This window comes from Loktanella sp. DSM 29012, from assembly GCF_900110705.1.
In the GTDB taxonomy this organism is placed as follows: Bacteria; Pseudomonadota; Alphaproteobacteria; order Rhodobacterales; family Rhodobacteraceae; genus Loktanella; species Loktanella gaetbuli.
In genome coordinates, this window is the sequence record NZ_FOEJ01000003.1 from 466,483 (window position 1) to 489,318 (window position 22,836).

16 protein-coding genes are annotated in these 22,836 nt (G+C 64.0%); 11 read left to right on the forward strand and 5 right to left on the reverse strand.

What is annotated here, in order from left to right:
• Positions 1-57 precede the first annotated feature (57 nt).
• Positions 58-2,274: a hypothetical protein gene (locus BMX27_RS09645; protein WP_090159609.1), complete on the forward strand. Its 2,217-nt coding sequence runs from the start codon at positions 58-60 to the stop codon at positions 2,272-2,274.
• Here the strand turns inward: BMX27_RS09645 and BMX27_RS09650 are convergent.
• From BMX27_RS09650 to BMX27_RS09660, 3 genes are read right to left on the reverse strand one after another with little or no spacing between them, the layout of a single operon-like run.
• Positions 2,271-4,709: a beta-glucosidase gene (locus tag BMX27_RS09650; protein ID WP_090159610.1), complete on the reverse strand. Its 2,439-nt coding sequence runs from the start codon at positions 4,707-4,709 to the stop codon at positions 2,271-2,273. The two genes, BMX27_RS09645 and BMX27_RS09650, sit on opposite strands and share 4 nt — an antisense overlap.
• Positions 4,706-5,860: a Gfo/Idh/MocA family protein gene (locus BMX27_RS09655; protein ID WP_256212453.1), complete on the reverse strand. Its 1,155-nt coding sequence runs from the start codon at positions 5,858-5,860 to the stop codon at positions 4,706-4,708. The genes BMX27_RS09650 and BMX27_RS09655 overlap by 4 nt, the downstream gene beginning before the upstream one ends.
• Positions 5,820-6,515: a GntR family transcriptional regulator gene (locus BMX27_RS09660; RefSeq protein WP_090159612.1), complete on the reverse strand. Its 696-nt coding sequence runs from the start codon at positions 6,513-6,515 to the stop codon at positions 5,820-5,822. Before BMX27_RS09660 ends, BMX27_RS09655 begins: the two co-directional genes overlap by 41 nt.
• A 58-nt stretch (positions 6,516-6,573) precedes the next feature.
• Here BMX27_RS09660 and BMX27_RS09665 point away from each other — a divergent pair, with 58 nt between their 5' ends.
• The 6 genes from BMX27_RS09665 to dctP all read left to right on the forward strand — a co-directional run bounded on the left by BMX27_RS09665 (position 6,574) and on the right by dctP (position 12,411).
• Positions 6,574-7,734, forward strand: a complete 1,161-nt coding sequence (locus tag BMX27_RS09665) for an LLM class flavin-dependent oxidoreductase (protein ID WP_090159613.1) — start codon at positions 6,574-6,576, stop codon at positions 7,732-7,734.
• Positions 7,734-8,627 (forward strand): aldo/keto reductase, encoded by an 894-nt coding sequence (locus tag BMX27_RS09670; protein WP_090159614.1) that lies wholly within the window; start codon positions 7,734-7,736, stop codon positions 8,625-8,627. The genes BMX27_RS09665 and BMX27_RS09670 overlap by 1 nt, the downstream gene beginning before the upstream one ends.
• Positions 8,628-8,629: 2 nt before the next feature.
• On the forward strand, positions 8,630-9,133 hold the full coding sequence (locus tag BMX27_RS09675) for a flavin reductase family protein (protein WP_177172697.1): 504 nt from the start codon (positions 8,630-8,632) through the stop codon (positions 9,131-9,133).
• Between the two features lie 102 nt (positions 9,134-9,235).
• Positions 9,236-9,829, forward strand: coding sequence for a TRAP transporter small permease (locus tag BMX27_RS09680; RefSeq protein WP_090159615.1), 594 nt, complete (start codon positions 9,236-9,238; stop codon positions 9,827-9,829).
• Entirely contained in the window at positions 9,829-11,307 is a 1,479-nt protein-coding gene (locus tag BMX27_RS09685) for a TRAP transporter large permease (protein WP_090159616.1), read from the forward strand. Before BMX27_RS09680 ends, BMX27_RS09685 begins: the two co-directional genes overlap by 1 nt.
• A 36-nt stretch (positions 11,308-11,343) precedes the next feature.
• Positions 11,344-12,411 carry a TRAP transporter substrate-binding protein gene (gene dctP, locus BMX27_RS09690; protein ID WP_090159617.1) on the forward strand — a complete coding sequence of 356 codons (1,068 nt, stop codon included), beginning with the start codon at positions 11,344-11,346 and terminating at the stop codon, positions 12,409-12,411.
• 135 nt (positions 12,412-12,546) lie between these two features.
• On the opposite strand, the gene xylB is transcribed toward dctP, so the two are convergent.
• On the reverse strand, positions 12,547-14,001 hold the full coding sequence (gene xylB, locus BMX27_RS09695; protein ID WP_090159618.1) for a xylulokinase: 1,455 nt from the start codon (positions 13,999-14,001) through the stop codon (positions 12,547-12,549).
• A gap of 130 nt (positions 14,002-14,131) precedes the next feature.
• Here xylB and BMX27_RS09700 point away from each other — a divergent pair, with 130 nt between their 5' ends.
• The 4 genes from BMX27_RS09700 (at position 14,132) to BMX27_RS09715 (ending at position 21,469) form a co-directional block, all read left to right on the forward strand.
• The gene (locus BMX27_RS09700; RefSeq protein WP_226747190.1) at positions 14,132-14,809 is read left to right on the forward strand and encodes an ImuA family protein; all 678 of its coding nucleotides are present in this window, start codon (positions 14,132-14,134) and stop codon (positions 14,807-14,809) included.
• Positions 14,810-14,824: 15 nt separating this feature from the next.
• On the forward strand, positions 14,825-16,540 hold the full coding sequence (locus tag BMX27_RS09705; RefSeq protein WP_090159619.1) for a Y-family DNA polymerase: 1,716 nt from the start codon (positions 14,825-14,827) through the stop codon (positions 16,538-16,540).
• A gap of 288 nt (positions 16,541-16,828) precedes the next feature.
• On the forward strand, positions 16,829-20,134 hold the full coding sequence (locus tag BMX27_RS09710; protein ID WP_090159669.1) for an error-prone DNA polymerase: 3,306 nt from the start codon (positions 16,829-16,831) through the stop codon (positions 20,132-20,134).
• A gap of 87 nt (positions 20,135-20,221) precedes the next feature.
• Positions 20,222-21,469, forward strand: coding sequence for a multidrug effflux MFS transporter (locus tag BMX27_RS09715; protein WP_090159620.1), 1,248 nt, complete (start codon positions 20,222-20,224; stop codon positions 21,467-21,469).
• On the opposite strand, the gene BMX27_RS09720 is transcribed toward BMX27_RS09715, so the two are convergent.
• Positions 21,466-22,683: an FAD-binding domain-containing protein gene (locus tag BMX27_RS09720; RefSeq protein WP_090159621.1), complete on the reverse strand. Its 1,218-nt coding sequence runs from the start codon at positions 22,681-22,683 to the stop codon at positions 21,466-21,468. The genes BMX27_RS09715 and BMX27_RS09720 overlap by 4 nt on opposite strands.
• Positions 22,684-22,836 lie beyond the last annotated feature (153 nt).

Here is a 22,836-nt window from a genome sequence, read left to right on the forward strand (position 1 = left end):
CAATTCGCGCCATGCTCGATCCCAACGCCCGCAAGAGGCGCAAGCAAAGGCAGCAGCATGACCCCCGCCGACCTACAGGGTAGCATCATTTCGCATCGCAACGACCGCATGGGCGGACGCATGATCGCGATGCTGAACGCACTGCGCATCACGCGGGACTATGATCTGCCGTTTTTCGTCGGCTGGACCACCGGCGGGCGCACGTCAGAGGAAATGCGCGATCCGACCGCGATCTTTGACGCGGACTGGGTGGCGCAGCATTTCTTTGACGGCGATGTGCTGGGCGAGGTTTATGACGACCTGATCGACCTGTCCACGTTGACCCAGCACACGGGCTGGACGCCCGAAAAATTTCGCGCCGCAATCGCGCAGGGGTCCAGTTTTCTGTCGGGGGCCGCGATGGGGGTCACCGTCCTGCCGTGGGAAAACCCTCAGGAGGTCCCGGCCCGACTGCCACTGGCCGTCGAGAGCATCCGTTTCAGCGCCCCCGTACGGGCGATGATCGAACGGATCGACAGTATCTTCGCCGGGACCAAGCTGACCGCCTACCACATCCGGCGCGGCGACATCATCTATGACCCGATCACGTCGAACAAGCTGTGGCCCAACAAGTTCATTCCGCGTGAATTTTACGAACAGCATCTGGGCCGCACGCTGGCCGATCCAGATGCGCGGGTGCTGATCTTTTCCGACACGCCGGTCGAGGTGGAACGCCTGCGCAAGGTCGATCCCCGGGTGCAGGGTTTCGACGACCTGCTGGGGGATACCGACCTGACGCCAGGGGCCCGCGATTTCCTCGAACTCTTTGCGATGTCGCGCTGCAAACATATCTACGGCCCGCCGTCGTCTGCGTTCAGCCAGACCGCCATGACCATCGGCGGATGCAGCCTGCAAGCCGTCGAGGACGCCCTGTCCCCCGAGGATCGGGCCGCCGCGATGGACCGGATGACCGACCGGCTGGAGGCGCGATCAACCCTGTTCATCAACATGGGCGACGTGGGCCAGTGCCTGCATTTCCTGATCGAACGCCAAAAAGAATTGGGCGATCCTGCACGCGCGCGCCGCATCATCCGCGCCTACATGGATGACGGGCTGGACAAATCGTTCGCCTATCAGTTGCTGTGCGAATTGTCGGTGGCCACGGGCGATCTGGCCGCCTGCGAGGATATCCGTGATCTGGCCTATGCGAGGCCAAGCTACAGTGACGATTCAATGGCGACGGTGAACACCTATTCCGCGCTGCATCATCTGGCGCAGGGCAACACGGATACGGCGCTGGACCGATTGCATGCGTCGTTCTGGTTTCGGCCACTGGAAAACGTCGTGCATGGTGCCGTGAACCTGGGGCTGACCGCCGATATCGTGACGCCGGACAATTTCTATCCCTTTGATCCTGCGATGACCCGGCAAAAGGGTAACGTCTTTCCGCAGGGCCGCCGGGCCTTGGCCGAGCTGAACACGATCGCGCCCAAGGGATACGACCCCGAGGATCGCAGCGATTTCCACATGTGGGACATCGTGGTGCGCGACTGGCGGTTGACCTGCGGCAAGAAACTGAACCGGGCGTTCACCAACAAATCCAAGATTACCAAATCACTGGACATGCTGGAACGCGCCTTTTCCAAACTGGAGGGCAGCCCGGCACTGACCTCTGCGCGCGGTGTGCTGCTGTTTGCCGCCGGTGACGCGGACGAGGCGCTGGAATGCCAGCGTCGCGCCATCGCGGCGGCCCCCGACACACCACTTTATCGCAAACGCATCTCGGACGTGCTGTTCAGCCAGGGGGCGGACAAGACGGCCCTGTTCCAACTGCGCAAGGCATCGAACCTGATGGGCTGGCATCCGACCTATCAGGCGGAACTGGGCTGGCGTCTGTGGCGGATGAAGGAACGCGACGAATCCTGGGAAATCTACAACCGCCTTGCCGTGGCTGACCACCGTTTCATCGAGGTGCATCTGATGACCTCGGACATGATCCGCCGCGACCCCGACCGGCTGGAGGAATCGCTTGCCGTTCTGGAACGCGGGTTGAAACCCGCCCATGGTGCGCAGCGCCTGCTGGCGGCCAAGGCGCGGTTGCTGATGATGCTGGAACGCGTCGAAGAAGGCCGCGCCGTCTATGAACAGCTGGTGGATTGCGGGCTGGGCACGGAACATACGCACGTCGAAATATACCGTCAATTCAGTGCCTTGGGGCGCGAAGATATTGCACGCGAATTGACTGCGCGCAGTATCTACGATTTCGACATGGTCAAGGAGATGGCCGGGGGCTAGGCCGCCCCCGTCCAGTTTTCCAGAGTGATCGCCGCCTGCGCCTGCAGGTCGGTCGCGGACAACCCGGCATGGATCGTGAATGTGCCTGCGTCCACACGCCAGCCCTGCGTGTCCTGATCCCAATAGGCAAAGGCCCGGTGATCCAGCGGAATTGTTACCGTCCGCGCCTCGCCTGCATCAAGTGACAGTTTCGCAAATCCCTCCAGCTCCTTGTCAGGGCGCGGCACCTGTGGCGCATCCTCGGAGACGTAGATCTGTGCGACAGTGGTCCCTGTGCGGTCGCCGGTGTTGGTCACGGTCAGCGTGACGCTGGCCCCGGTGTCGTTTGCCGTGACGGACAGGTCCGACAGGGCGAACTGTGTATAGGACAACCCGTGACCGAACGGGAACAACGGTGTGATGCCGTGGCGGTCGTAGTGGCGATAGCCGATCAGCAGACCCTCGGCGTAGCGAACGGTGCCGTCCAGACCGGGATAGACCTGGCGGTCCTGCGATTGGGTCGGGTTGTCGGACCATTTGGCCGGGAACGTCTGTGGCAGACGCCCGCCGGGCTCTGCGTCACCGAACAGCACGTCAGCAATGGCATGGCCTGCCTCCTGGCCCGGATACCAGGCTTGCAGAATGGCAGCCACATCGCTGGCCCAGGGCATTTCGACGGGGCCACCGGTTTGCAGCACAACCACGGTGTTGGGGTTGGCAGCAGCGACAGCGGCGATCAGGTCGTCCTGACGGCCCGGAAGCGTGATGTCTTCCAGATCGGACCCTTCGGTGTCCCATTCGCCGGACCGCCCGACAAAGACCACGGCGCGGTCTGCCTGTGCAGCGGCGGTTGCGGCGGCAGCAATCTCTGCGTCGCCCATGGGTTTGCCGATCCCGGCACGCAGGGCGGTAAACTGCAGGTTGTCGCCACTGCGGGCGGTGACGGTGATCCGCACGGCGTAGGTCTGGCCTGCGGTCAGGTCGATCGTGCCCACAACCTCGTCGCAGCCTTCCTCAAAGAAGGTGCGGCCCTTTTGCCAGTCGCGCCCGTCCACGATCAGGGCATCGTCAAGATAGATCGCGCAAGGGCCGGTCGCCGTGATGCCGACGCGGTGCGTGCCGCTGTCGGTGGGTGTATAGGTGCCGGTCAGCGTGACCTGCACGTCGCTGGGGGACAGTGTGCCATCGCCGATGGGCGGGATGATGAACATCTCGGCCCCGTTGGTGGTCGTGGTGTGGACGGGGTCGGCGTCAGGCTGATCCTTGGGTCGGTAGGCAACCTCGAAATCACCTGTCAGCAGGGGTTCCCAGCGGTGATTGGTGCATCCCAGCGCATAGGTCAGCGCGTCGGCCCCCATGCGGTCCAACAGCGCATTCCATGGCGCAACACTGTAGTGCGGGTTCAACTGGGCGGATCCGCCGCCCATGATGCGGGCTGTTTTCGCGTTCGGACCGATCACGGCAAGCGTGCCCTGCGGTGCCAGCGGCAGAATACCGTCGTTTTGCAGCAGGACGGTTGCCGCAGCCCCTGCCCGCCGGATCAAGGCGCGGGTGGCGGGGCGATCATCCGCAACTTCGTGATGCGGACGGAGGTCACGCAGCGCGCCAGTGCGGTCCATCAGCACCAGCATGTTGCGCGCGGCGCGGCGCACGGTGGCGGCATCAACCGTGCCTGCCTCGACCGCCTGCACCAGCGTGTCGCCACGGTCACGGGTCGGACCCGGCATTTCCAGATCAAGGCCTGCATCCATGGTCGGTTTGGTGCTGCGCGACCCGAACCAGTCGGACATGACGATCCCGTCATAACCCCAGTCGTCGCGCAAAACCTTGGTCAAAAGCCATGCGTTTTCAGCCGTATAGGTGCCGTTCAGCTTGTTGTAGGACGACATGATGCCCCAGGTGCCAGCGTCTTTGACCGCAGCCTCGAAGGGGCGTAGGTAAAGTTCGCGCAAGGACCGCTCGTCCACGTCGCTGTTGATGGTCGTGCGCTCGATCTCGGATTCGTTGCCAGCAAAGTGTTTGATCGTGGCGGCGATACCCTGGGATTGCAGACCGCGGATATAGCCCACGGTCAGGGCGGCGGTCAGTTCGGGATCTTCGGCGTAGCATTCGAAATTGCGGCCGTTGGTGACGCTGCGGTGCAGGTTCACAGTCGGGGCCAGCAGCATGTGCGCACCCTTTGATTTGACTTCTGCCGCGAGGGCCGTGCCGATCTCATGTGCGAGGTCAGGGTCCCATGTCGCGCCCAGCGCGATGCCGACCGGAAAGGCCGCGGCGGTGACGCCGCCCACGAGTGACCCGCCACCGCGCGCGCCGTTGGGCCCATCGGTGACCCGCAGCGTACCAAGGCCCAGACGGTCAGGCGCGTTCACGGACCAGAAGTCAGCGCCGGACAGGAGTTGCACCTGCTCTGCCAGCGTCATCTGGTCCAGTAGCGTATCGATGTGGTCGGTCATGGGATTTCCTTTGGTGGTGTCAGTGTCACGGCTTGTCCGGTGCGGGCCGATTCCTGGGCTGCCTGCCCCATCAATACAGCCCAGATGCCGTCTGTCGGCGTCACCTCGACCGGACCGGCACCGCGCACGGCAGCGGCAAAGCGTTGGTGCTGATAAAAGGTCGATCCGTTGTGATCGCCCGCATCCAGCAGCACCGGATCGACGGGAATTTCAAGGGTATGCGGCCCCTTTGGACTGCGCGGACTGACGGTCAGCTGTGCTGTGGGTGCAGGACCAAGGGCCGCTGGCCAGAACCGACCAGGCCCTGGCACCTGCACGTCGATGCGCCCCTGCGGGCCGGTTGCGGTGATTTCCTCTTGGTACCGTGCCCCTTCGGCGAACATGCATAATTCCAGCATGGCGCGGGTGCCGTTGGCGAAATCGACGATGACATAGGCGTTGTCCCAGATGTCGGGGGTCTGGCCGTCGTAGGTTTCGGACAAGTGATTCACGTCCTGCCCGGCGCTGGCCATGACCCGGATTGGGTCGGATGCGAGGATGACACGCATCAGGTCAAAGAAATGGCAGCATTTTTCCACCAATGTCCCGCCGGATCGCGCGTTGAACCGGTTCCAGTCGCCAACCTTGGGCAGAAACGGAAAACGGTGCTCGCGGATCGTCAGCATCCTGATCCCTCCTGTCGCCGCCTGAGCCTGCGCGAGGAATGCGGCGACGGGTGGCATATAGCGGTATTCCATTGCGACCCAGATCGGGGCCGCGTGGCGGGCGACAATATCGGCGACGGCAGCATGGTCGGTCGGTACAGTGAACAGTGGTTTTTCACACAGGACCGCGACGGGCCGGGTCTGGGTGATCTGGCGCAGTTGCGCGACGTGGCAATCGTTGGGACTGACAATGACCACGGCGTCCAGCGCGGGTTCAGACAGCAGATCCGCGAGACTGTCGGCAACCCGCGCGCCACCGGCCAGCGCGGCCCCTGATTGCGCAAGCTCCGGCACGGGATCAAAGACGACCGCCACGCGGGCATCGTCCAGCAGGGCGATGTTCTGGATATGCTCGCGGGCCATCATCCCGCAGCCGACGATTCCGTAATTCAACGTTTGCAACTTTTCAGCCTTTTCCTGCGCGCGAAACATAGCGCGCCTTGTCATGATCGAACCATGTCCGCGACACCTCCATCGGCGTTGCGGATTGTTCCCAGCCCTCGCGCCAGACAAGGCAGCACGGCGTGCCGGGTGACAGGGCGAAATCGACCGGTGCCCAGTCGGGCACCTGCCCCATCCCGATCCGATCCGCAATCCGGGTGATCGTCAGACCCAGGCGTGCGCTATAGGCGCGATAGAGAGATTCGCTCAGATCGCGGACGCCCAGCGCATGACAGCCGTCGATCCAGATTTCTTCGAGCGCGGCGGGAATATCGTCCAACAGACGCAGGCGCCGGATGCGCCAGGCCTGTGGGTGGGTCCAGCCGCGGGGGGCAAAGGACGGGCGCGGATCGCGGTCAACGTCCAGCACGCGGGCAGAGGGGAATCCGCCGCCCTCGGGGCGTTCCAACCGAAAGAAACTGTAGATGGACGTCACATCTGCGCGGTGGCGGACGTAGTTGCCCGACCCTTGCACACGGTCCAGCAGTCCCTTGTCCGCCAGCACGGCCAGCGCCTTGCGCAGGGTGCCGACCGACAGCCCAAGATCGCGCGCCATCTCGCGTTCGCCCGGCAGCCGGGTGCCATCAGCCAGGTGCCCCGCCGTGATTTGACGGATCAACCGCTCGCTGACCGCGATATACTTGGGAAGTGTCTTTGCCATGCTTCGCCCGAATTGATCCACTATTGCTACACGTCTGGGCCAGTGCTACGCAAGTCGGATGAACCAGACAATTGTACCCATCACCAGCCCCGATCTCGATGCCGCAGAGGTATCTTGGTTTTCGGCGCTTTGTTCCGACGACTATCAGTTTCTCGGCGTCCCCGACGGCGACCTGCGATCCAGCTGGGATCACTGCCGCGACATCGGGTTGGAGGCTGAAAAGCAGGGATTTCGCAACCTGCTGTGTCCTTCGTCCTATCAGGTCGGTCAGGACACGCTGTCCTATGTCGCGGGCATGGCCCCCCTGACCGAACGCATCAATTTCCTCGCCGCCATCCGCTGCGGAGAAATGCAGCCCATCATGCTGGCCCGCACCGTGGCCACGCTGGACCATATGTTGCAAGGGCGCCTGACCCTGAACGTCATCAGCAGCGATTTCCCCGGAGAGGTCGCCGACAGCGCGTTCCGCTATCGCCGCAGCCACGAAGTGGTCGAGATCCTGCGCCAGGCCTGGACCCGTGATACGATTGATTTCAGCGGTGAGGTCTATCAATTCGAGGGTGTATCGACGGATCCCGCACGCCCCTATCAGACCGGCGGCCCACTGCTGTATTTCGGCGGCTATTCCCCCGCAGCACTGGAACTGTGCGGCGCGCAATGCGACGTCTACCTGATGTGGCCCGAAACCATGGACCAATTGGCCCAGCGCATGCGCGACGTGAACGAGAGGGCGGCAGCCCACGGGCGCACGCTGGACTACGGTTTGCGCGTCCACATGATCGTGCGCGACACCGAGACCGAGGCCCGCGAATACGCCGACTACATCGCCAGCAAGCTGGACGACGAATACGGCAAGCTGATCCGCGACCGGGCGCATGATTCCATCTCGCTGGGTGTGGCGCATCAGGCGCGGGCGCGGGAATTGGCTGACAAATTCGGCTACGTCGAACCGGGGCTGTGGACCGGCATCGGACGCGCGCGCTCCGGGTGTGGGGCCGCCCTCGTGGGGTCCACCGATCAGGTCATGTCCAAGATCGAGGCCTATCAGAAAATGGGCATTCGCGCGTTTATCTTTTCGGGCTACCCGCATATCGACGAGGCACGGCATTTCGGCGCCCGCGTCATGCCGCACCTCAAAACCTGTTCGCTGCCGCAGGCCTATGGCCGCGTGCCCGCCAGCACACCGATGACGCCCCTAGGCGCAGGAGACCGCCGCTAATGGACCGCATTTCGATCACCGACGACCTCAGCTTTAGCCGTATCGTCTATGGCATGTGGCGTCTGGGCGATGACGCCGACACCAGCCCCGCCCACGTACAGGCCAAGATTGAGGCCTGCCTGGACCAGGGCATCACCACCATGGACCAGGCAGACATCTATGGCGGTTACATGGCCGAGGAGATCATGGGGGCCGCGCTGAAACAGGCCCCCGTGCTCAGGGACAGGATCGAGGTTGTGACCAAATGCGATATCGTGGTCGATGCAGGCCGCCATGCAGGTGCGCCGGTCAAATACTATGACACCACCCGCGCGCACATCGAGGCGTCCGTCGATGCATCGCTGTCGCTGATGGGGCTGGACCGGATCGATCTGTTGCTGATCCACCGCCCCGATCCGCTGATGGATCATCATGAAACAGGCCGCGCGCTGGACGATCTGGTGGCCGCGGGCAAGGTGCGCGCCGTGGGCGTGTCGAATTTCCGTCCCTGGGACTGGGACCTGCTGCAATCTGCAATGGACACGCCGCTTGCGACCAACCAGATCGAATTGTCGCTGACCGCCCGCGATGCCTTTGTGAACGGCGATCTGGCGCATCTGCAACGGCTGGGCAAACCGGCGATGGCCTGGTCGCCCCTGGGCGGCGGCAGTCTGATGGACGGATCGAACGCCGCACTGACAGCCGAGATGGAAACCATCGCAAAAGACACGGGAACCGACATTGCCGCCGTTGCCACCGCCTGGCTCTTGGCGCATCCTGCGAACATCATGCCCGTGATGGGCACGAACACCTTATCAAGGATCAAGGCCCTGTCAGACGCACTGAACATCGCACTCACGCGGCCGCAATGGTTCGCACTGTATACCGCAGCCCGCGGAGAGGAAGTCGCATGAGCATGGACGCAGGCACCATCGCCACCTTCGACCCGTCATCGGACCCCGACAGCTTTCGCGGGGCGCTGGGGACATTCGTCACAGGCGTGACCGTCATCACGACCGACAGCCCCGAGGGGCCGGTCGCCATCGTCGCCAACAGCTTTGCCAGTGTCTCGCTCGATCCGCCACTCGTGCTGTGGTCCCCCGCAAAGGCCAGCAAACGGTTCGAACATTTCTCAGGGTCGCGTCGCTTTGCGGTACATGTGCTCGCATCCGACCAACGCGACATCTGTGCCGCGATCATCGCGTCGAAAACCGCCATCTCCAAGGTGCCGACGCATAAATCGCATTGCGGGATGCCCATCATCGAAGGCGCGCTGGCCACCTTTGAATGCAGCCTCGAGGCGACCCACGACGCGGGCGATCACGTCATCGTCGTCGGCCGGGTGACCAAGGCCCATCACGGCGGCGGTGAACCGCTGGTGTTTCACGCGGGCAAATACGGGGCATTCCAGGGCGACTGACAGGCATCATCTTGCCCGAAATACTCCGGGGGGCGGCGTAGCCGGGGGGCAGCGCCCCCGCCATCGCCCGTTTCAGGGCACATAGACAGGGGAGGAGCCGGCATGCCGGTCCTGTTGGGGGTCCTCTGGCCCCTCGAGAAACTGAACACTACGCTGCTGGCCATTGGCCGGATTGCGGCCGTGATCGCACTCGCCATCATGGTGGCCCTGATCCTGGGTCAGGTTTTCTTTCGCTATGTGCTGAACGATGCCCCAAACTGGACCGAAGAGGCCGCCCGTTTCGGCATGTTGTGGATGACGGGTCTGATGGCGCCTGTCGCCTACCGCCGCGGCGGTTTCGTCAGTATCGACATGCTGGAACGCGCCCTGCCCCGCCTGATGGCGGCGCTGCTGTCGCTGGTGCTCTTGACGATCACCATGTGGGTGCTGCTGATCCTGTGGGAACGCGGATTGAACAACCATATCGACACGATGTCGGGCCGGGGCCGCCTGCCTGCGCTGCGCCTGCCGCTGGACATCTTTGGCGGTGACACCATCCGGTTTCGCAACTGGTGGATGTTCGCATCCCTCTGGGTCGGGATCAGTCTGCTGATCCTGGTGAATACCGAATTGATGCTCCGTCAGATCGTGACTCTGCTGGGCGGGGCCGACCGGTTGCGCCCGCTGCCGGGCACCGATGCGGTAGGGGCCGAATAATGCTGCTGTGGTTCCTGCCCCTGTTTTTGCTGCTGATCCTGATCGGCCTGCCCATCGTGTTCGCCCTGATGGCCTCGCCCATCGCGCTGATCCTGCTGCAAGGCGACGAACGCAACGTGGTGGCGGGCCTCTACCGCAATTTCTACAACGGCATGGACAGCTTTCCGCTGATGGCGCTGCCGTTCTTCATGCTGGCAGGCGAGATCATGAACCGCGGCGGCATCACCATGCGGCTGGTCGAGTTTTCGCAGGCCCTCATCGGTCATTTCCGCGGCGGGCTGGCCCATGTGAACATCCTGTCGTCATTCCTATTTGCAGGCATGTCGGGCTCCGCCGTGGCGGATGTCTCAGCGCTGGGGTCCACCCTGATCCCCGCGATGGAGAAAAACGGCTATACTCGCCGGTTTGCCGCAGCGATCACCGCCGCCAGTTCCGTCATCGGCCCGATCATTCCCCCCAGCGGCATCATGATCATCTACGCCTACGTCATGGGCGAGAGCGTCGCAGCCCTGTTTCTGGCCGGCATCGTGCCCGGCATTCTGGTCGGACTGGGGTTGATGCTGACCGTACGCCTGATGGCCGACCGTTATGACCTGCCCAAGGCCGAACGCATCGTCAGCCCCGGACAGACCATCAGCCGGACGGAATATTGGGTCAGTTTCACGCTGTTGCGTCTGAACCTTGGCTATCTGCTGTTTGCGCTGACAGGGCTGCTTTTCGACGCGCAGGGCTACGGTGGCTGGCTGCATTACGCGGTATCGGTTCTGGCGGTGCATTTCGGCCTGCTGCGCCTGCGGGAACGGGTCAGCCCTGATTTCCGCCTGATCTGCAAAAAGGCCGTGGCCCCGCTGCAAACCCCGATCATCATTCTGGGCGGTATCCTGCTTGGCGTGTTCACCCCGACCGAAGCCTCCGCCGTGGCCGTGGCCTATGCGCTGATCGTCAGCTTTTTCGTGTTGCGCTCGATGACCCTGACCGATCTCTGGGCGGTCCTGTCGAAATCGGCACTGGGTACCGCGGCCGTGTTGTTGCTGGTGGGAGCGGCCGTCGCGTTCAAGACTGTGGTGTCCCTGTCCTACGCGCCGCAGATCATGTCTGATTTCATGCTGTCGCTGTCGTCCAATCCGCTGATCCTGCTGTTCTTGATCAACATCCTGCTGTTCGTCGTGGGCATGTTTCTGGACGCAGGCCCCGCGATCATCATCCTCGGCCCGATCCTGGGTCCGATCTTTGTCAGCCTCGGCGTCGATCCGATTCATTTCGCCATGATCATGAGCGTGAACCTCACCGTGGGCCTTGCCACGCCGCCCATGGGGCTGGTGCTGTTCGTCAGTTCGACCGTGTCCGGCGAAAGGGTGGAAACCATCGCCCGCGCGATCCTGCCGTTCCTCGCCGTCGAAATCCTTGTCATATTTCTGATCACATATATCCCCGAGATTTCAATGACGATTCCCCGCTTGACGGGGTTCGCCCAATAACAAGAGACTGACGTCACCAACCAAGGGAGAGAGACCATGAAACATCTGCTGACCGGGGCCCTGGCCGCCGCAATGCTGACGGGAACCACCGCGGCCTGGGCCGAGGCCCACACAGAGTTCACCATCCGCGCCACGGCCAATTCCAACGAAAACGACGAGGATTACGACGGTCTGGTCGTGTTCAAGAACTACGTCGAGAGCGCGTCGAACGGCAAGATCGCCGTCGAGATGTTCATCGGCACGCAGCTGTGTTCCACCGGCGAGGAATGCCTCGAGGGCGTGGCCGAAGGGTCGATCGACGTCTACATATCGACCTCGGGCGGCACGGCCTCGCTGTTTCCTTTCGTGCAGGTGCTGGACCTGCCCTATCTGATGGCCGACGACCGCGTGGCCGAAGCCGTGCTGGACAACGGATCGCCATTCGTGGCGACCATGCGCCAGCTGGTGCGCGACGCCTCTGACGATCAGGTGCGCCTGATGACCATCGGCAACACCGGTGGCTGGCGCAACTTTGCCAACACGCAACGCCGGGTGCAGCAGCCCTCTGATCTCGAAGGTCTGAAAATCCGCACCGTCCCGGCAGAATTGCCGCAGGTGCTGACGTCGGCGCTGGGTGCCTCGCCCACGGGTATTCCGTGGCCAGAGCTGTTCACCTCGCTGCAAACCGGCGTGGTCGAAGGCACGAAAAACGGGATCACCGACATCATGTCGATGAAATTCCCCGATGCGGGCCTGCAGTATCTGACCCTGGACGGTCACGCCTACATGGGCGCGCTGTGGTTCATGAACAACGAAAAGTTCATGTCGATGCCAGAGGATCTGCGCAAGGTCGTGTCCGATGGGTTCTACCAGTTGCAGCAGGCGACATTCGCCTCACCCAAGCGGAAATCCATCGAAGCCTACCAGGCCTTTGTTGACGGCGGCGGCGACATCTATGTCCCCACCCCCGAGGAAAAGCAGATGTTCCTCGAGGCAGCAGCCCCCGTGCAGGACTGGTTCCGTGAAAACGTCGACGGCGGCAACGAGGCACTGGATTCCATGCTCGCAACCGTCGCGGATGTTCAGGCGCGGCTCGATGCGGAATACGCAGCAGAACTGAACTGACCCGGACCAATCTGATCCCAAGGGGGCCGCGATTTGCGGCCCCCTTTTTGTTTGCTTCGCGCATATGGCAAAGACCGAAAGCAGGTGCAGGCAGCCTGCGCATCATCTTGCCAAAAATACCTCCGGGGGACGCCGTCAGGCGGGGGGCAGCGCCCCCGACCCGGTCACCGCCCCGTAGGCCGCCCGATACCGCGCATGTGCGGCAGCAAAGTCGTCCTGCAACGCGACCACCGGTTCCACAACCCGCGCGATCTGCGGTGTTGTGGCAACCGCCTCTAAACCCGCGCCGGTCGCAGCCATCAGGCCCAGGCGCGCCGCACCGAATGCTCCGCCGAAATCACCGGCCACCGGAATTTCCACTGGCAGACCAAGTGCCGTGGCGATCGCCTGCACCCAGTAGTCGGACCGCGTGCCACCACCGACGCCGATCAGCCGGTCGATCTGCGTGCCGGTCCCCGTCAGCGCATCATAGCTGTCGCGGAACGCGTGGGTAACACCCTCGAGCACGGCACGGGTGATGGCATCGCGGTCGGTGGCATGATCCAGATGCATCAGCTGGCCGCGCACGGCGGCGTCATTGTGCGGTGTGCGCTCTCCCCCCAGATAAGGCAGGAACAATGCGCCGCCCGGTGCGCGCAGATCACCGAGGTTTGCTGTCAACTCAGACGCTTTCGTCCCCGCCACACCGGCCCACCAGTTGATCGCGTCGCCTGCAGCCAGGATCACGCCCATCTGGTGCCAGGTGTCAGGCAGCGCGTGGCAGAACGTATGCACCGCACTGGCCGCATCGGGCTGATAGCTGTCGCTGGCCGCAAAGAGCACGCCCGATGTGCCCAGCGATACAAAGGCCTGACCTGGTTGCACCACGCCCACGCCCACGGCACTGGCGGCATTGTCACCGCCCCCGCCCGCGACGGGAACGGCGGTCATGCCCCATTCCGCAGCCAGTCCCGGACGCAAGGTGCCGGACACTTGCGATCCTTCGACCAGACGGGGCATCGCGTCCCGGTCCAGTCCGGTTGCCGCCAACAGATCATCCGACCAGTCGCGCGCGCCGACGTCCAGCCAACTGGTGCCTGCCGCGTCCGACATCTCTGCGACATGCTCGCCGGTCAGCCACAGGCGCAGGTAGTCCTTGGGCAACAGCACCTTGGCCACGCAGGCGAACAGGTCGGGTTCATGGTTGCGCACCCAGGCCAGTTTCGGCGCGGTGAAACCGGGAAAGACGATATTGCCGGTCAGGCGACGAAAGTCGGGATTGTCGTCCAGCACGGCCGCCTCGCGCGCGGCACGGGTATCGTTCCACAGGATGCAGGGGCGCAGTACCGCATCGTTGCTGTCCAGCAGCGTGGCACCATGCATATGTCCCGACAGGCCAATGCCCTGCACAGCCGACAGATCGACCTGATCGCGCAGACCGTCCATGACCTGCTGCGCGGCCGCGATCCAGTCGGCGGGGTCCTGTTCGGACCAGCCATCATGCAGGCGCTGCACCGCAAGGGGTGCCACGGCTTCGGCCAGAACACGCTGGTTGTCATCGATCACGATCCCCTTGAGCCCCGACGTGCCCAGGTCCAACCCGATAAACATGCTAAAAATCCTTTTGTTGTCTCGCAAGACCTTAGCCGATCGCCCCCCGCCTGACGAGGGCGAACACGGTCCCGCGAATTGACCAAACCGGCGGAACGGACTAGAACAAATCAGGAACAAATGGAATCGGATGACCCCCGTGCAGGACCCGTCGGACAGCCTCTTTCCCGGTGCAGACCAGACCATGGACCATGTGCATGCGCTGGAACCGACACTGTCGGAATGTTTTGCCACCAGCACGCTGGATGCGGCGGTGATCGGGTTTGTCTGCGCGCAGCTTGCGGCGCTGGCGGGTGATCCGCGCCCGGTGTTGTGGGTGCAGGACCGTATTTCACGGCGCGAGGCGGGCCGCCCCTATCTGGCGGGGCTGCCGCGCGGATTGAAACTGCTGCACGTCATGGCAAACCGCCCCGTCGATGTCCTGTGGGCCATGGAAGAGGCGTTGTACAGCAGCGGCGTCTGTGCCGTCTTGGGCGAGGTCTGGGGCGACCCGCCTGCCCTTGATTTCACCGCGACCAAGCGGCTGGCCCTGCGGGCCGAAGCACGGGCGGTGCCTGCCCTGCTGATCCGCCGCGCCGCCACCCCAAACCTGAGCGCCGCACGCCAGCGTTGGCGGATCGCTGCGCTGCCCGCGCTGCCCCAACCCTATGACAACCGCGCGCCGGGTGCGCCCCTGTGGCAGGCCGACCTGTTTCGCGCCCGTGGTCGTGCGCCGGGGTCCTGGGTTGCGCGACAGGATCACCGTGGCCTGGTGCTCAGCCATGCCACCGCCCCCGACACGGCAATACCCGCCGCCGCGCGCGCCTAGACCAGGGAGGACTGGATGAGCCGCCTGACACAGCTGCGCGTCCCGGATCAGGACGCCCCCCGCGCACCAAATCACGCCCCCGGGCCCGGGCCATTGTGGCGCGCGGTGCGGCCGCATCGCCCGACAACACCTCCGGTTCCGGCAGCGCGCAAGGCTGAAACCGCCCCCCCCGAGGCCCCCCGGACGGATCGCGACGCGCTGCAACGGCGCATAGTCAGCATCCAGTTCGAGGATCTGGCCATTGCGCGCTGGCTGCGCTGGGCTGCGGGGCGACAGGATGCCCCCCCGGACGATCTGCCTGTTGCCCTGTCGGTCGAGGGTCCGCACGGCCCCGTGGTGCATGCTGTCAATCGCGCGGCCCGCATGGCCGGCATTCAACCAGGCGCACGGGTCGTGGACATGCGCGCGCTGTGCCCCGCGCTGCGGGTGGCTTGGGCCGACACCGACGGCGACCGCATGGCGCTGGAACGGCTGATGCTCTGGGCGCGGCGCTGGTGTCCCTGGACAGCGCTGGACGGTGATGACGGGCTGGTGCTGGACACGACAGGCTCTGATCACCTGTGGGGCGGCGAGGCGGCGCTGCTGCGCGAAATCGAGGGCCAGTTCAGCCTGCTCGGCCTGTCCACCCGGCTGGCCATGGCCCCCACCCATGGCGCGGCCTGGGCGCTGGCACGGTTTGGTCCCGTGCGGGCAGTCGTCACCCCCGAGGGGCTGGCACAGGCCACCGCCCCCCTGCCCGCGCGCGCTCTTCGGCTGGAGGCTGATACCGTGCTGTTGCTGCAACGGCTGGGGCTGAAAACCATAGGCGATCTGGCCGCCGTGCCGCGTGTCAGCCTGGCCAGACGCTTTGCCACGACGGCCCTGCCACAGAACCCGCTGGCGCGGCTGGACCAGTTGCAGGGCCGGTTGCCCGAACCCGTGAACGCCGAGGCAGAGCCGCCCCGCTTTGCCGTGCAGGCGCGACTGGCCGAACCCGTGCAGGACCCGACCGCCTATCTGCCGGACCTGTGCAAGGATCTGTGTGACGCGCTCGGTGCTGCCGGATTTGGCGCACGCCGCGTGACGGTGACGGTCTACCGCACCGATGGCGAGGTATCGCACGTCAGCGCCGCGACGGCCCGGCCCAGCCGCGATCCCGCGCATCTGATGCGGCTCTGGGGTGACAGGCTGGACCGGATCGACCCAGGATTCGGCTTCGATCTGATCACGTTAAGCGCGGATATGGCCGAGGACATGCGCCAGGTGCAGACCTGGCTGGACGGGCGGGCCGATGACGGTGCGCAAGCGGCCCAGTTGATCGACCGGCTGGTGGCCCGCCTGGGTCATCACGCAGTGCAGGTGCCCGCGCCCCTGCCCAGCCACCTGCCCGAACGCGCAGCGGGCTGGCTGCCGGCGATGTCGCTGCATGACGCCGATCCTGCCGCTCTGGCCGCACAGGACCGCCCCCCCTGCCTGTTCGACCACCCCGAGGAAATCCGCGTGCTCTACGCCGTGCCAGAGGGACCGCCCGCGCAATTCGTCTGGCGCAAGCAGACGCACAGGGTCACGCGTTTTGCCGGGCCTGAACGGATCGCCCCCGAATGGTGGAACGACCGCCCCGGCACACGCCTGCGCGATTACTACCGGGTCGAGGCACAGGCAGGTCACAGGCTGTGGATTTATCGTGACGGCGTACTTGGGGACGAGCTCGGCACGGTCCCGCGTTGGTTCGTGCACGGATGCTTTGGGTGACTGGCGTTGCCGGGGGCTCTGCCCCCGCCCTGCGGGCCCCCCCGGGGATATTTTTGACCAGAAGAAGCAATGATTTCTTAACCAACGTTTGCAAGAATGGTGTTGCGGTACAGGCGGGGACGCCGATGACCGCACCAGGAGAAGGCGTTCCGTGTCCTGTTCCGGGCATGGAACGCTGGACTCTTCTCAGGCGTCAGGACCTTCTTCTGGTCCGAAATATCCCGGGGGGGCCGCCGCAGGCGGCGGGGGCAGCGCCCCCATGCAACCGCGATGTGCGGGACGCCCCCGGTGCCTGAGAACGACAATGCCCACCCCCGCCATACCTTGCCGGAGGATGGTGTTTACACCCCCAACCCCAGATCGGCCTATGTCGAACTGGGGCTGTTCACCTGTTTTTCGTTCCTGCGGGGCGCATCAGACGCCGCCGATTTCGCGGCAGAGGCATGGGCGCTGGGGTATGATGCGCTGGGCTGTGCTGATCTGAACACGCTCGCCGGGGTCGTCCGCATCCATACCGAGACGAAAAAGGCCGCGATGCGTCCCGTGATCGGGGCGCGTATCGCACTGGTGGGAGGCGAGACCTTTCTGGCCTATCCGCGTGACAGGGCGGCCTATGGTCGGCTGAGCGCGCTGATTTCCAAGGGGCGGCGACACGATCCTGACGGCACGTGGCAGGCCAAGGGGGTCTGTGATCTGACGCTGGACGATCTGGCGGCTCATGCCGAAGGGGTGCAGCTGATTGTTGTGCCACCCGATGATCTGGCGGGCTTTGCGCGTGCCCTGCCCGGTCTGGTGCGCCGCTTGCCGACGTTGCGCCATATCGCGGCAAGCTATCTGTATCGCGGTGACGACCGGGCGCGGATCAACCGGCTGGATGCGCTGGCAGACCGGCACGGGCTGCGCCTGCTGGCGACGAATGATGTTCTGTATCATGCGCCACAACGCCGTCCCTTGCAGGATGTGATGACCTGCATCCGCGAGAAAACGACGCTCGCCAAGGCCGGTTACCGGCTGGAGGCCAACGCAGAGCGGCATCTCAAGTCACCGGCCCAGATGCAGGCGCTGTTCGCCGAATGGCCCCACGCGATCGCCGCGACCCGTGCAGTGGCGGATGCCTGCACCTTTGACCTGACCGAGCTGGCCTATGAATATCCTTCAGAGGTCATTCCGCAGGACACGACCCCGCAGGCGCATCTGGAGGCGCTGACTTGGGCGGGGGCCGCCGCGCGCTACCCGGACGGCATACCGGATCAGACGCAGGCCGTGCTGCGCAAGGAGCTTGCCATGATCCAGAAGCTGGACATCGCCCAGTATTTCCTGACGATCCACGACATCATCCGCTTTGCCCGCGAAGAGGCGCAGCCGCCGATCCTGTGTCAGGGGCGCGGGTCGGCCGCGAATTCCGCCGTGTGCTACGTGCTGGGCATCACCGCCGTGGACCCCGCACAGCACGCCTTGCTGTTCGAGCGGTTCATCAGCGAGGAACGCAAGGAGCCCCCCGACATCGACGTCGATTTTGAACACGAGCGGCGCGAGGAGGTGATCCAGCATATCTATGAAAAATACGGCCGCGACCGGGCGGGGTTGTGTGCCACGGTGATCCACTATCGCCCCCGGTCCGCGATCCGCGAGGTGGGCAAGGTCATGGGCCTGTCAGAGGATATCACCGGGGCGCTGGCGAAAACCGTCTGGGGCAGTTTCGGGCGTGAGATCGCAGAGAACAACGCCGACGAGGCCGGTGTCGATCTGAACGACCCAACGGTGCGGCGCGCGCTGATCGTGGCGCGCCAGTTGATCGGCATGCCGCGCCATCTGGGCCAGCACGTCGGCGGGTTCATCCTGACCCAGAAAAAGCTGACCGAAACCGTGCCCATCGGGAACAGTGCCATGCCGGACCGCACGTTCATCGAGTGGGACAAGGACGACATCGACGCGTTGGGAATCCTCAAGGTGGATATCCTGGCGTTGGGAATGCTGACCTGCATTCGCAAGTGTTTCGATTTGATTTCAGCGCATTACGGGCAGGACTGGACGCTGGCGACAGTGCCGCGAGAGGACCCGCGCGTCTATAACATGATCTGCAAGGGCGACACGGTGGGCGTGTTCCAGATCGAGAGCCGTGCCCAGATGAACATGCTGCCACGGCTGCGACCGCGCACGTTCTATGATCTGGTGATCGAGGTGGCGATCGTGCGGCCCGGCCCCATTCAGGGCGATATGGTGCACCCCTACCTGCGGCGCAGATCGGGCGAGGAACCGGTCAGCTATCCCAGCCCCGGCGCGCCGCACGACCCGTCAGAGCTGAAGAATATCCTGGGCCGGACACTGGGGGTGCCGATCTTTCAGGAACAGGCGATGAAGATCGCGATTGATGCAGCAGAATTCAGCCCGGCAGAAGCGAACGAGTTACGCAAGGCGATGGCGACGTTCCGCAGTCGCGGCACGATCGAGCTGTTGCAGGAAAAGATGGTCGGGCGGATGGTCAAACGCGGCTATGACGCGGATTTCGCACAGCGCTGTTTCGACCAGATCAAGGGGTTCGGCGAATACGGATTTCCCGAAAGCCACGCCGCCAGTTTTGCACAACTGGTCTATGTATCCAGCTGGCTGAAGTGTCATTATCCGGCAGCCTTTACCGCAGCATTACTCAATTCCCAGCCGATGGGGTTCTATGCGCCCGCCCAACTGGTGCGCTGCGCGCGCGATCACGGGGTGACGGTGCGGCCCGTGGATGTGAACACCTCGGAATGGGACTGCACATTGGAACCTGCGGGACGCGGGTTCGCGCTGCGGTTGGGGATGCGGCAGATCGGCGGATTGCGGGCCGAGGCCGCGGCCCGCATCGTGGCCGCACGCGACGCCCCCTACACGGACGTCAAGGATCTGCACACGCGCGCCGGTTTGTCGGCGGCCATCGTGCGCAGGCTGGCCGAGGCGGACGCCGTGCGGTCGCTGTTCATCGACCGCAGGCAGGCCCTGTGGGAGGCAAAGGGGCTGCGCGACGCCCCCGATCTGCCATTGTTTCAGGACGGCAGCGACGAGGGAAGAGAGATCACCGTGCCCCTACCCGTCATGCCGGTCTGCGAACAGGTGGTGGCCGATTACCAGACGCTGCGCCTGTCACTCAAGGCGCATCCGATTTCGTTCCTGCGCCAGTCCATGACGCGGCAGGGCTATGCCAGCACCGCTGATTTGCCGCACTCTTATATGGGTCAGAAAATCCGCATGGCCGGGATCGTGCTGATCCGTCAGCGCCCCGGTTCGGCCAAGGGGGTCTGTTTCATCACCATCGAGGACGAGCACGGTGTGGCCAATATCGTTGTCTGGCCCAAGGTCATGGCGACCTACCGCAAGGCCGTCATGCAGTCGCGGCTGCTGGCCGTCGAAGGTTACATCCAGCGCGACGCAGAGATCATCCATATCGTCGCCACACGCCTGATCGACCGATCCGACGCGCTGCTGCGACTGGCCCCCGACGCCATGCCCGTCGCCGTGTCACGGGCCGATCACGTGACCAAACCACTGCCATCACAGGGCGGACGCCAGCACCCGCGCGATGTGCGCGTGATCCCCAAGAGCAGGGATTTCCACTGACCAACCTGCGCAATCGCACAGCCGCGCAGGTTGCACTTTGCCACAAAAGGGCAGAAGCCGGACCCGAAACAACCAAAGGTACCGCGCATGACGGCCCGCACGACACCGATCCCGCGCAAGACGGGTACAGACATTCCCTATGTGGAATTCGTGGCCATGATGGCCCTGCTGATGGCGCTGAATTCCGCAGCCATCGACGTCTATATTCCGGCACTGCAGAATATCGGAACGGCGCTGTACGTATCGGACGAAAACCAGCGCCAGTTCGTCATCAGCGCCTATGTGCTGGGTTTTGGCGGCGCGCAGGTCATCTATGGACCGCTGTCGGACCGGTTCGGCCGGCGACCCATCCTGTTTGCGGGTCTGGCGATCTATCTGATCGGTGCCCTGGCCGCCGTCTTTGTGCCGACCTTTGGTGCCCTGCTGGCGATGCGGTTCGTGCAGGGCGTGGGTGCAGCCGCCACCCGTGTCATCGCCACGGCCGCCGTGCGCGACCGTTTTGCGGGCGAACAGATGGCCAGCGTCATGTCGCTGGTGATGATGGTCTTCATGATCATGCCGGTGCTGGCCCCGAACCTAGGCAGTCTGATCATGCTCTGGGGCAACTGGCGCGAGGTGTCGGGCGTGATGTTCGGGATCGGGGCCGGTGCCTTCGTCTGGACGTGGTTCCGCCTGCGCGAAACCCTGGCACCTGCTGACAGGCGACCGCTGCAATTGCGCCCGGTGGCCGAGGCATTCCGCATTGTCCTGACAAACCGCATTTCGGTCGGCTACCTGATCGCCATGGGGTCGTTCTTTGCCTTTGTCTTTGCATTCATCGCGCAGGCCGAACAGATCTATACGCAGATCTACGGCATGGGCGCGGAATTCACACTGTGGTTTTCGGTCGTGGCGCTGGTCATGTCCGTCACGGCCTTTGTGAACAGCAAACTGGTCGCAAGGTTCGGAACCCGGCGGTTGTCGCACGCGGCACTGTGTCTGTTCATCGTCGTCACGCTGCTGCATCTGGGGCTGGCCGTGGCCGCAGGTGGACATACGCCGTTCTGGCTGTTCATCACATTGTTTACCGTGATGATGAGCTGCGTGGGCATCGTTCCGCCGAATTTCAACGCGCTGGCCATGAACCCGTTGGGCCATGTCGCCGGTGTCGGATCGGCCGTTCTGGGGGCCGCACAGACGGTGCTGGGCGGCGTGCTGGGCGGTATCGTGGGATACCTCTACGACGGAACACTGATCCCGCTGCTGGGCGGCGGGCTGGTACTGGCGAGTGTGGCATTGGCCGCAGCCGCCTGGGCCGAGGGTGGCACACTCTTTGCCAGACGATCAGACGCCTAGGACGTGATGAACCGGTCCAGCAGGTCCGGAATGGTCTTTTTCACCTTGAAAAATCCGGCCGTCGCCTTGGGCCAGATCGCGGCGTCCCAGTCGCGGCGCACCTCGGCCAGGGTGATGCCCTTGGCATCAAGACCACCCTGCGCCTGCATCAACCAGTCATAGAGCGGGCCGCGGGTCACATAGGGCGTCACGATCTGTGCGGCCCCCAAGCTGGCGGCCCAATCGGCCAGTGCCGATGGATCATCGGCCTGCATGGCGGTGGCGGTCAGCCCGGCCCGCTGCGCCGTGTCGTCAACGGCGCCGCGCTCGAACCGGACAACCTGATCCGCCACAGGCCGTGGTGATCGCAAATGGCTGGTCGCCAGCGTCGCAGCGCCGCGCAGGTCCAGTCCATCAAGGTCAAAGTCGGTCACGCAGCAATCCTCGTCCGTGATCAACAACACGGTCGGTGCACCCGTTTTCGGCGCGGTCACATCACGCAGCGGTTGCAGGTCCGGCAGGCCGTCGGGCTCGTTATACTCCAACCCCTTGTCGACCTCGGCAAGCGTCCCGTGGTCAGGAGCAAACCGGCCTTCGGTATAGGTCGCGATGTTCTGCGCGCGTGCAGGATAGGGTTTGCCACGGGTATGCAGCCCGGCCACCCAGCGCCAGCTGAGTGTATTGGATGCCGCATCGCCATCCAGCAGATGCCGGTAAAAGAAATCCGCACCCAACCGCCACGGCAGGCCCAGGGTGAAAATCCAGATCGACGCAAACCACATCCGCGCGTGATTGTGCAGATAGCCGGTGGTCACGAGCTCTTGGGCCCAGGCGTTGAAACAAGCGATGTCGGTCTGACCGGCCTCGGCCAATTCGACATCGCGTCGCAGGCGTTTGTCCCGGTCCAGCGATTCCAGATCATGACCTAGCCCGTTGCGGTAGCTGTCCCAGACCTGGGGACGCCGTTCCAGCCAGCCCTTGAAGTAGCTGCGCCAGATGACCTCTTGGATGAATTTTTCGGCACGGTCCGGCCCGTGCGCCGCATGGGCCGCCGCCACAACCTCTTGCTCGGTGATCAGACGCCTGCGCAGAAAGGGCGACAATGTCGAAACGGCGCTGTGCTGGCCCGGCCCAAGATCGTAGTTGCGACGGTTTTCATATCGGCGCCCCATCGCCGGAACAAAATCCTGCATGGCATCCAGTGCAGCAGCACGGGTCGGTGTCTGGCGGATCATCGCAGCTCCTCTTGGCGTCTTTGGCCGAAAATTGGCGCAAGCTTTGGTTCTTTCAACGTGACCTGCTCCCCAGAGAGTCCTCATTTATGAGTTAGCTCTGTTCAGGTTTTGGTCTTCGTTTGACCGGTTAGCATATTCGCGCGGTGTCAGGCC

What these genes read in the sequence shown, in the direction of transcription:
- BMX27_RS09645 (WP_090159609.1), top strand. Translation starts at nt 58, where the DNA reads ATGACCCCCGCCGACCTACAGGGTAGCATCATTTCGCATCGCAACGAC.
- BMX27_RS09650 (WP_090159610.1), bottom strand. Translation starts at nt 4,709, where the DNA reads ATGACCGACCACATCGATACGCTACTGGACCAGATGACGCTGGCAGAG.
- BMX27_RS09655 (WP_256212453.1), bottom strand. Translation starts at nt 5,860, where the DNA reads ATGACAAGGCGCGCTATGTTTCGCGCGCAGGAAAAGGCTGAAAAGTTG.
- BMX27_RS09660 (WP_090159612.1), bottom strand. Translation starts at nt 6,515, where the DNA reads ATGGCAAAGACACTTCCCAAGTATATCGCGGTCAGCGAGCGGTTGATC.
- BMX27_RS09665 (WP_090159613.1), top strand. Translation starts at nt 6,574, where the DNA reads ATGAACCAGACAATTGTACCCATCACCAGCCCCGATCTCGATGCCGCA.
- BMX27_RS09670 (WP_090159614.1), top strand. Translation starts at nt 7,734, where the DNA reads ATGGACCGCATTTCGATCACCGACGACCTCAGCTTTAGCCGTATCGTC.
- BMX27_RS09675 (WP_177172697.1), top strand. Translation starts at nt 8,630, where the DNA reads ATGGACGCAGGCACCATCGCCACCTTCGACCCGTCATCGGACCCCGAC.
- BMX27_RS09680 (WP_090159615.1), top strand. Translation starts at nt 9,236, where the DNA reads ATGCCGGTCCTGTTGGGGGTCCTCTGGCCCCTCGAGAAACTGAACACT.
- BMX27_RS09685 (WP_090159616.1), top strand. Translation starts at nt 9,829, where the DNA reads ATGCTGCTGTGGTTCCTGCCCCTGTTTTTGCTGCTGATCCTGATCGGC.
- dctP (WP_090159617.1), top strand. Translation starts at nt 11,344, where the DNA reads ATGAAACATCTGCTGACCGGGGCCCTGGCCGCCGCAATGCTGACGGGA.
- xylB (WP_090159618.1), bottom strand. Translation starts at nt 14,001, where the DNA reads ATGTTTATCGGGTTGGACCTGGGCACGTCGGGGCTCAAGGGGATCGTG.
- BMX27_RS09700 (WP_226747190.1), top strand. Translation starts at nt 14,132, where the DNA reads ATGACCCCCGTGCAGGACCCGTCGGACAGCCTCTTTCCCGGTGCAGAC.
- BMX27_RS09705 (WP_090159619.1), top strand. Translation starts at nt 14,825, where the DNA reads ATGAGCCGCCTGACACAGCTGCGCGTCCCGGATCAGGACGCCCCCCGC.
- BMX27_RS09715 (WP_090159620.1), top strand. Translation starts at nt 20,222, where the DNA reads ATGACGGCCCGCACGACACCGATCCCGCGCAAGACGGGTACAGACATT.
- BMX27_RS09720 (WP_090159621.1), bottom strand. Translation starts at nt 22,683, where the DNA reads ATGATCCGCCAGACACCGACCCGTGCTGCTGCACTGGATGCCATGCAG.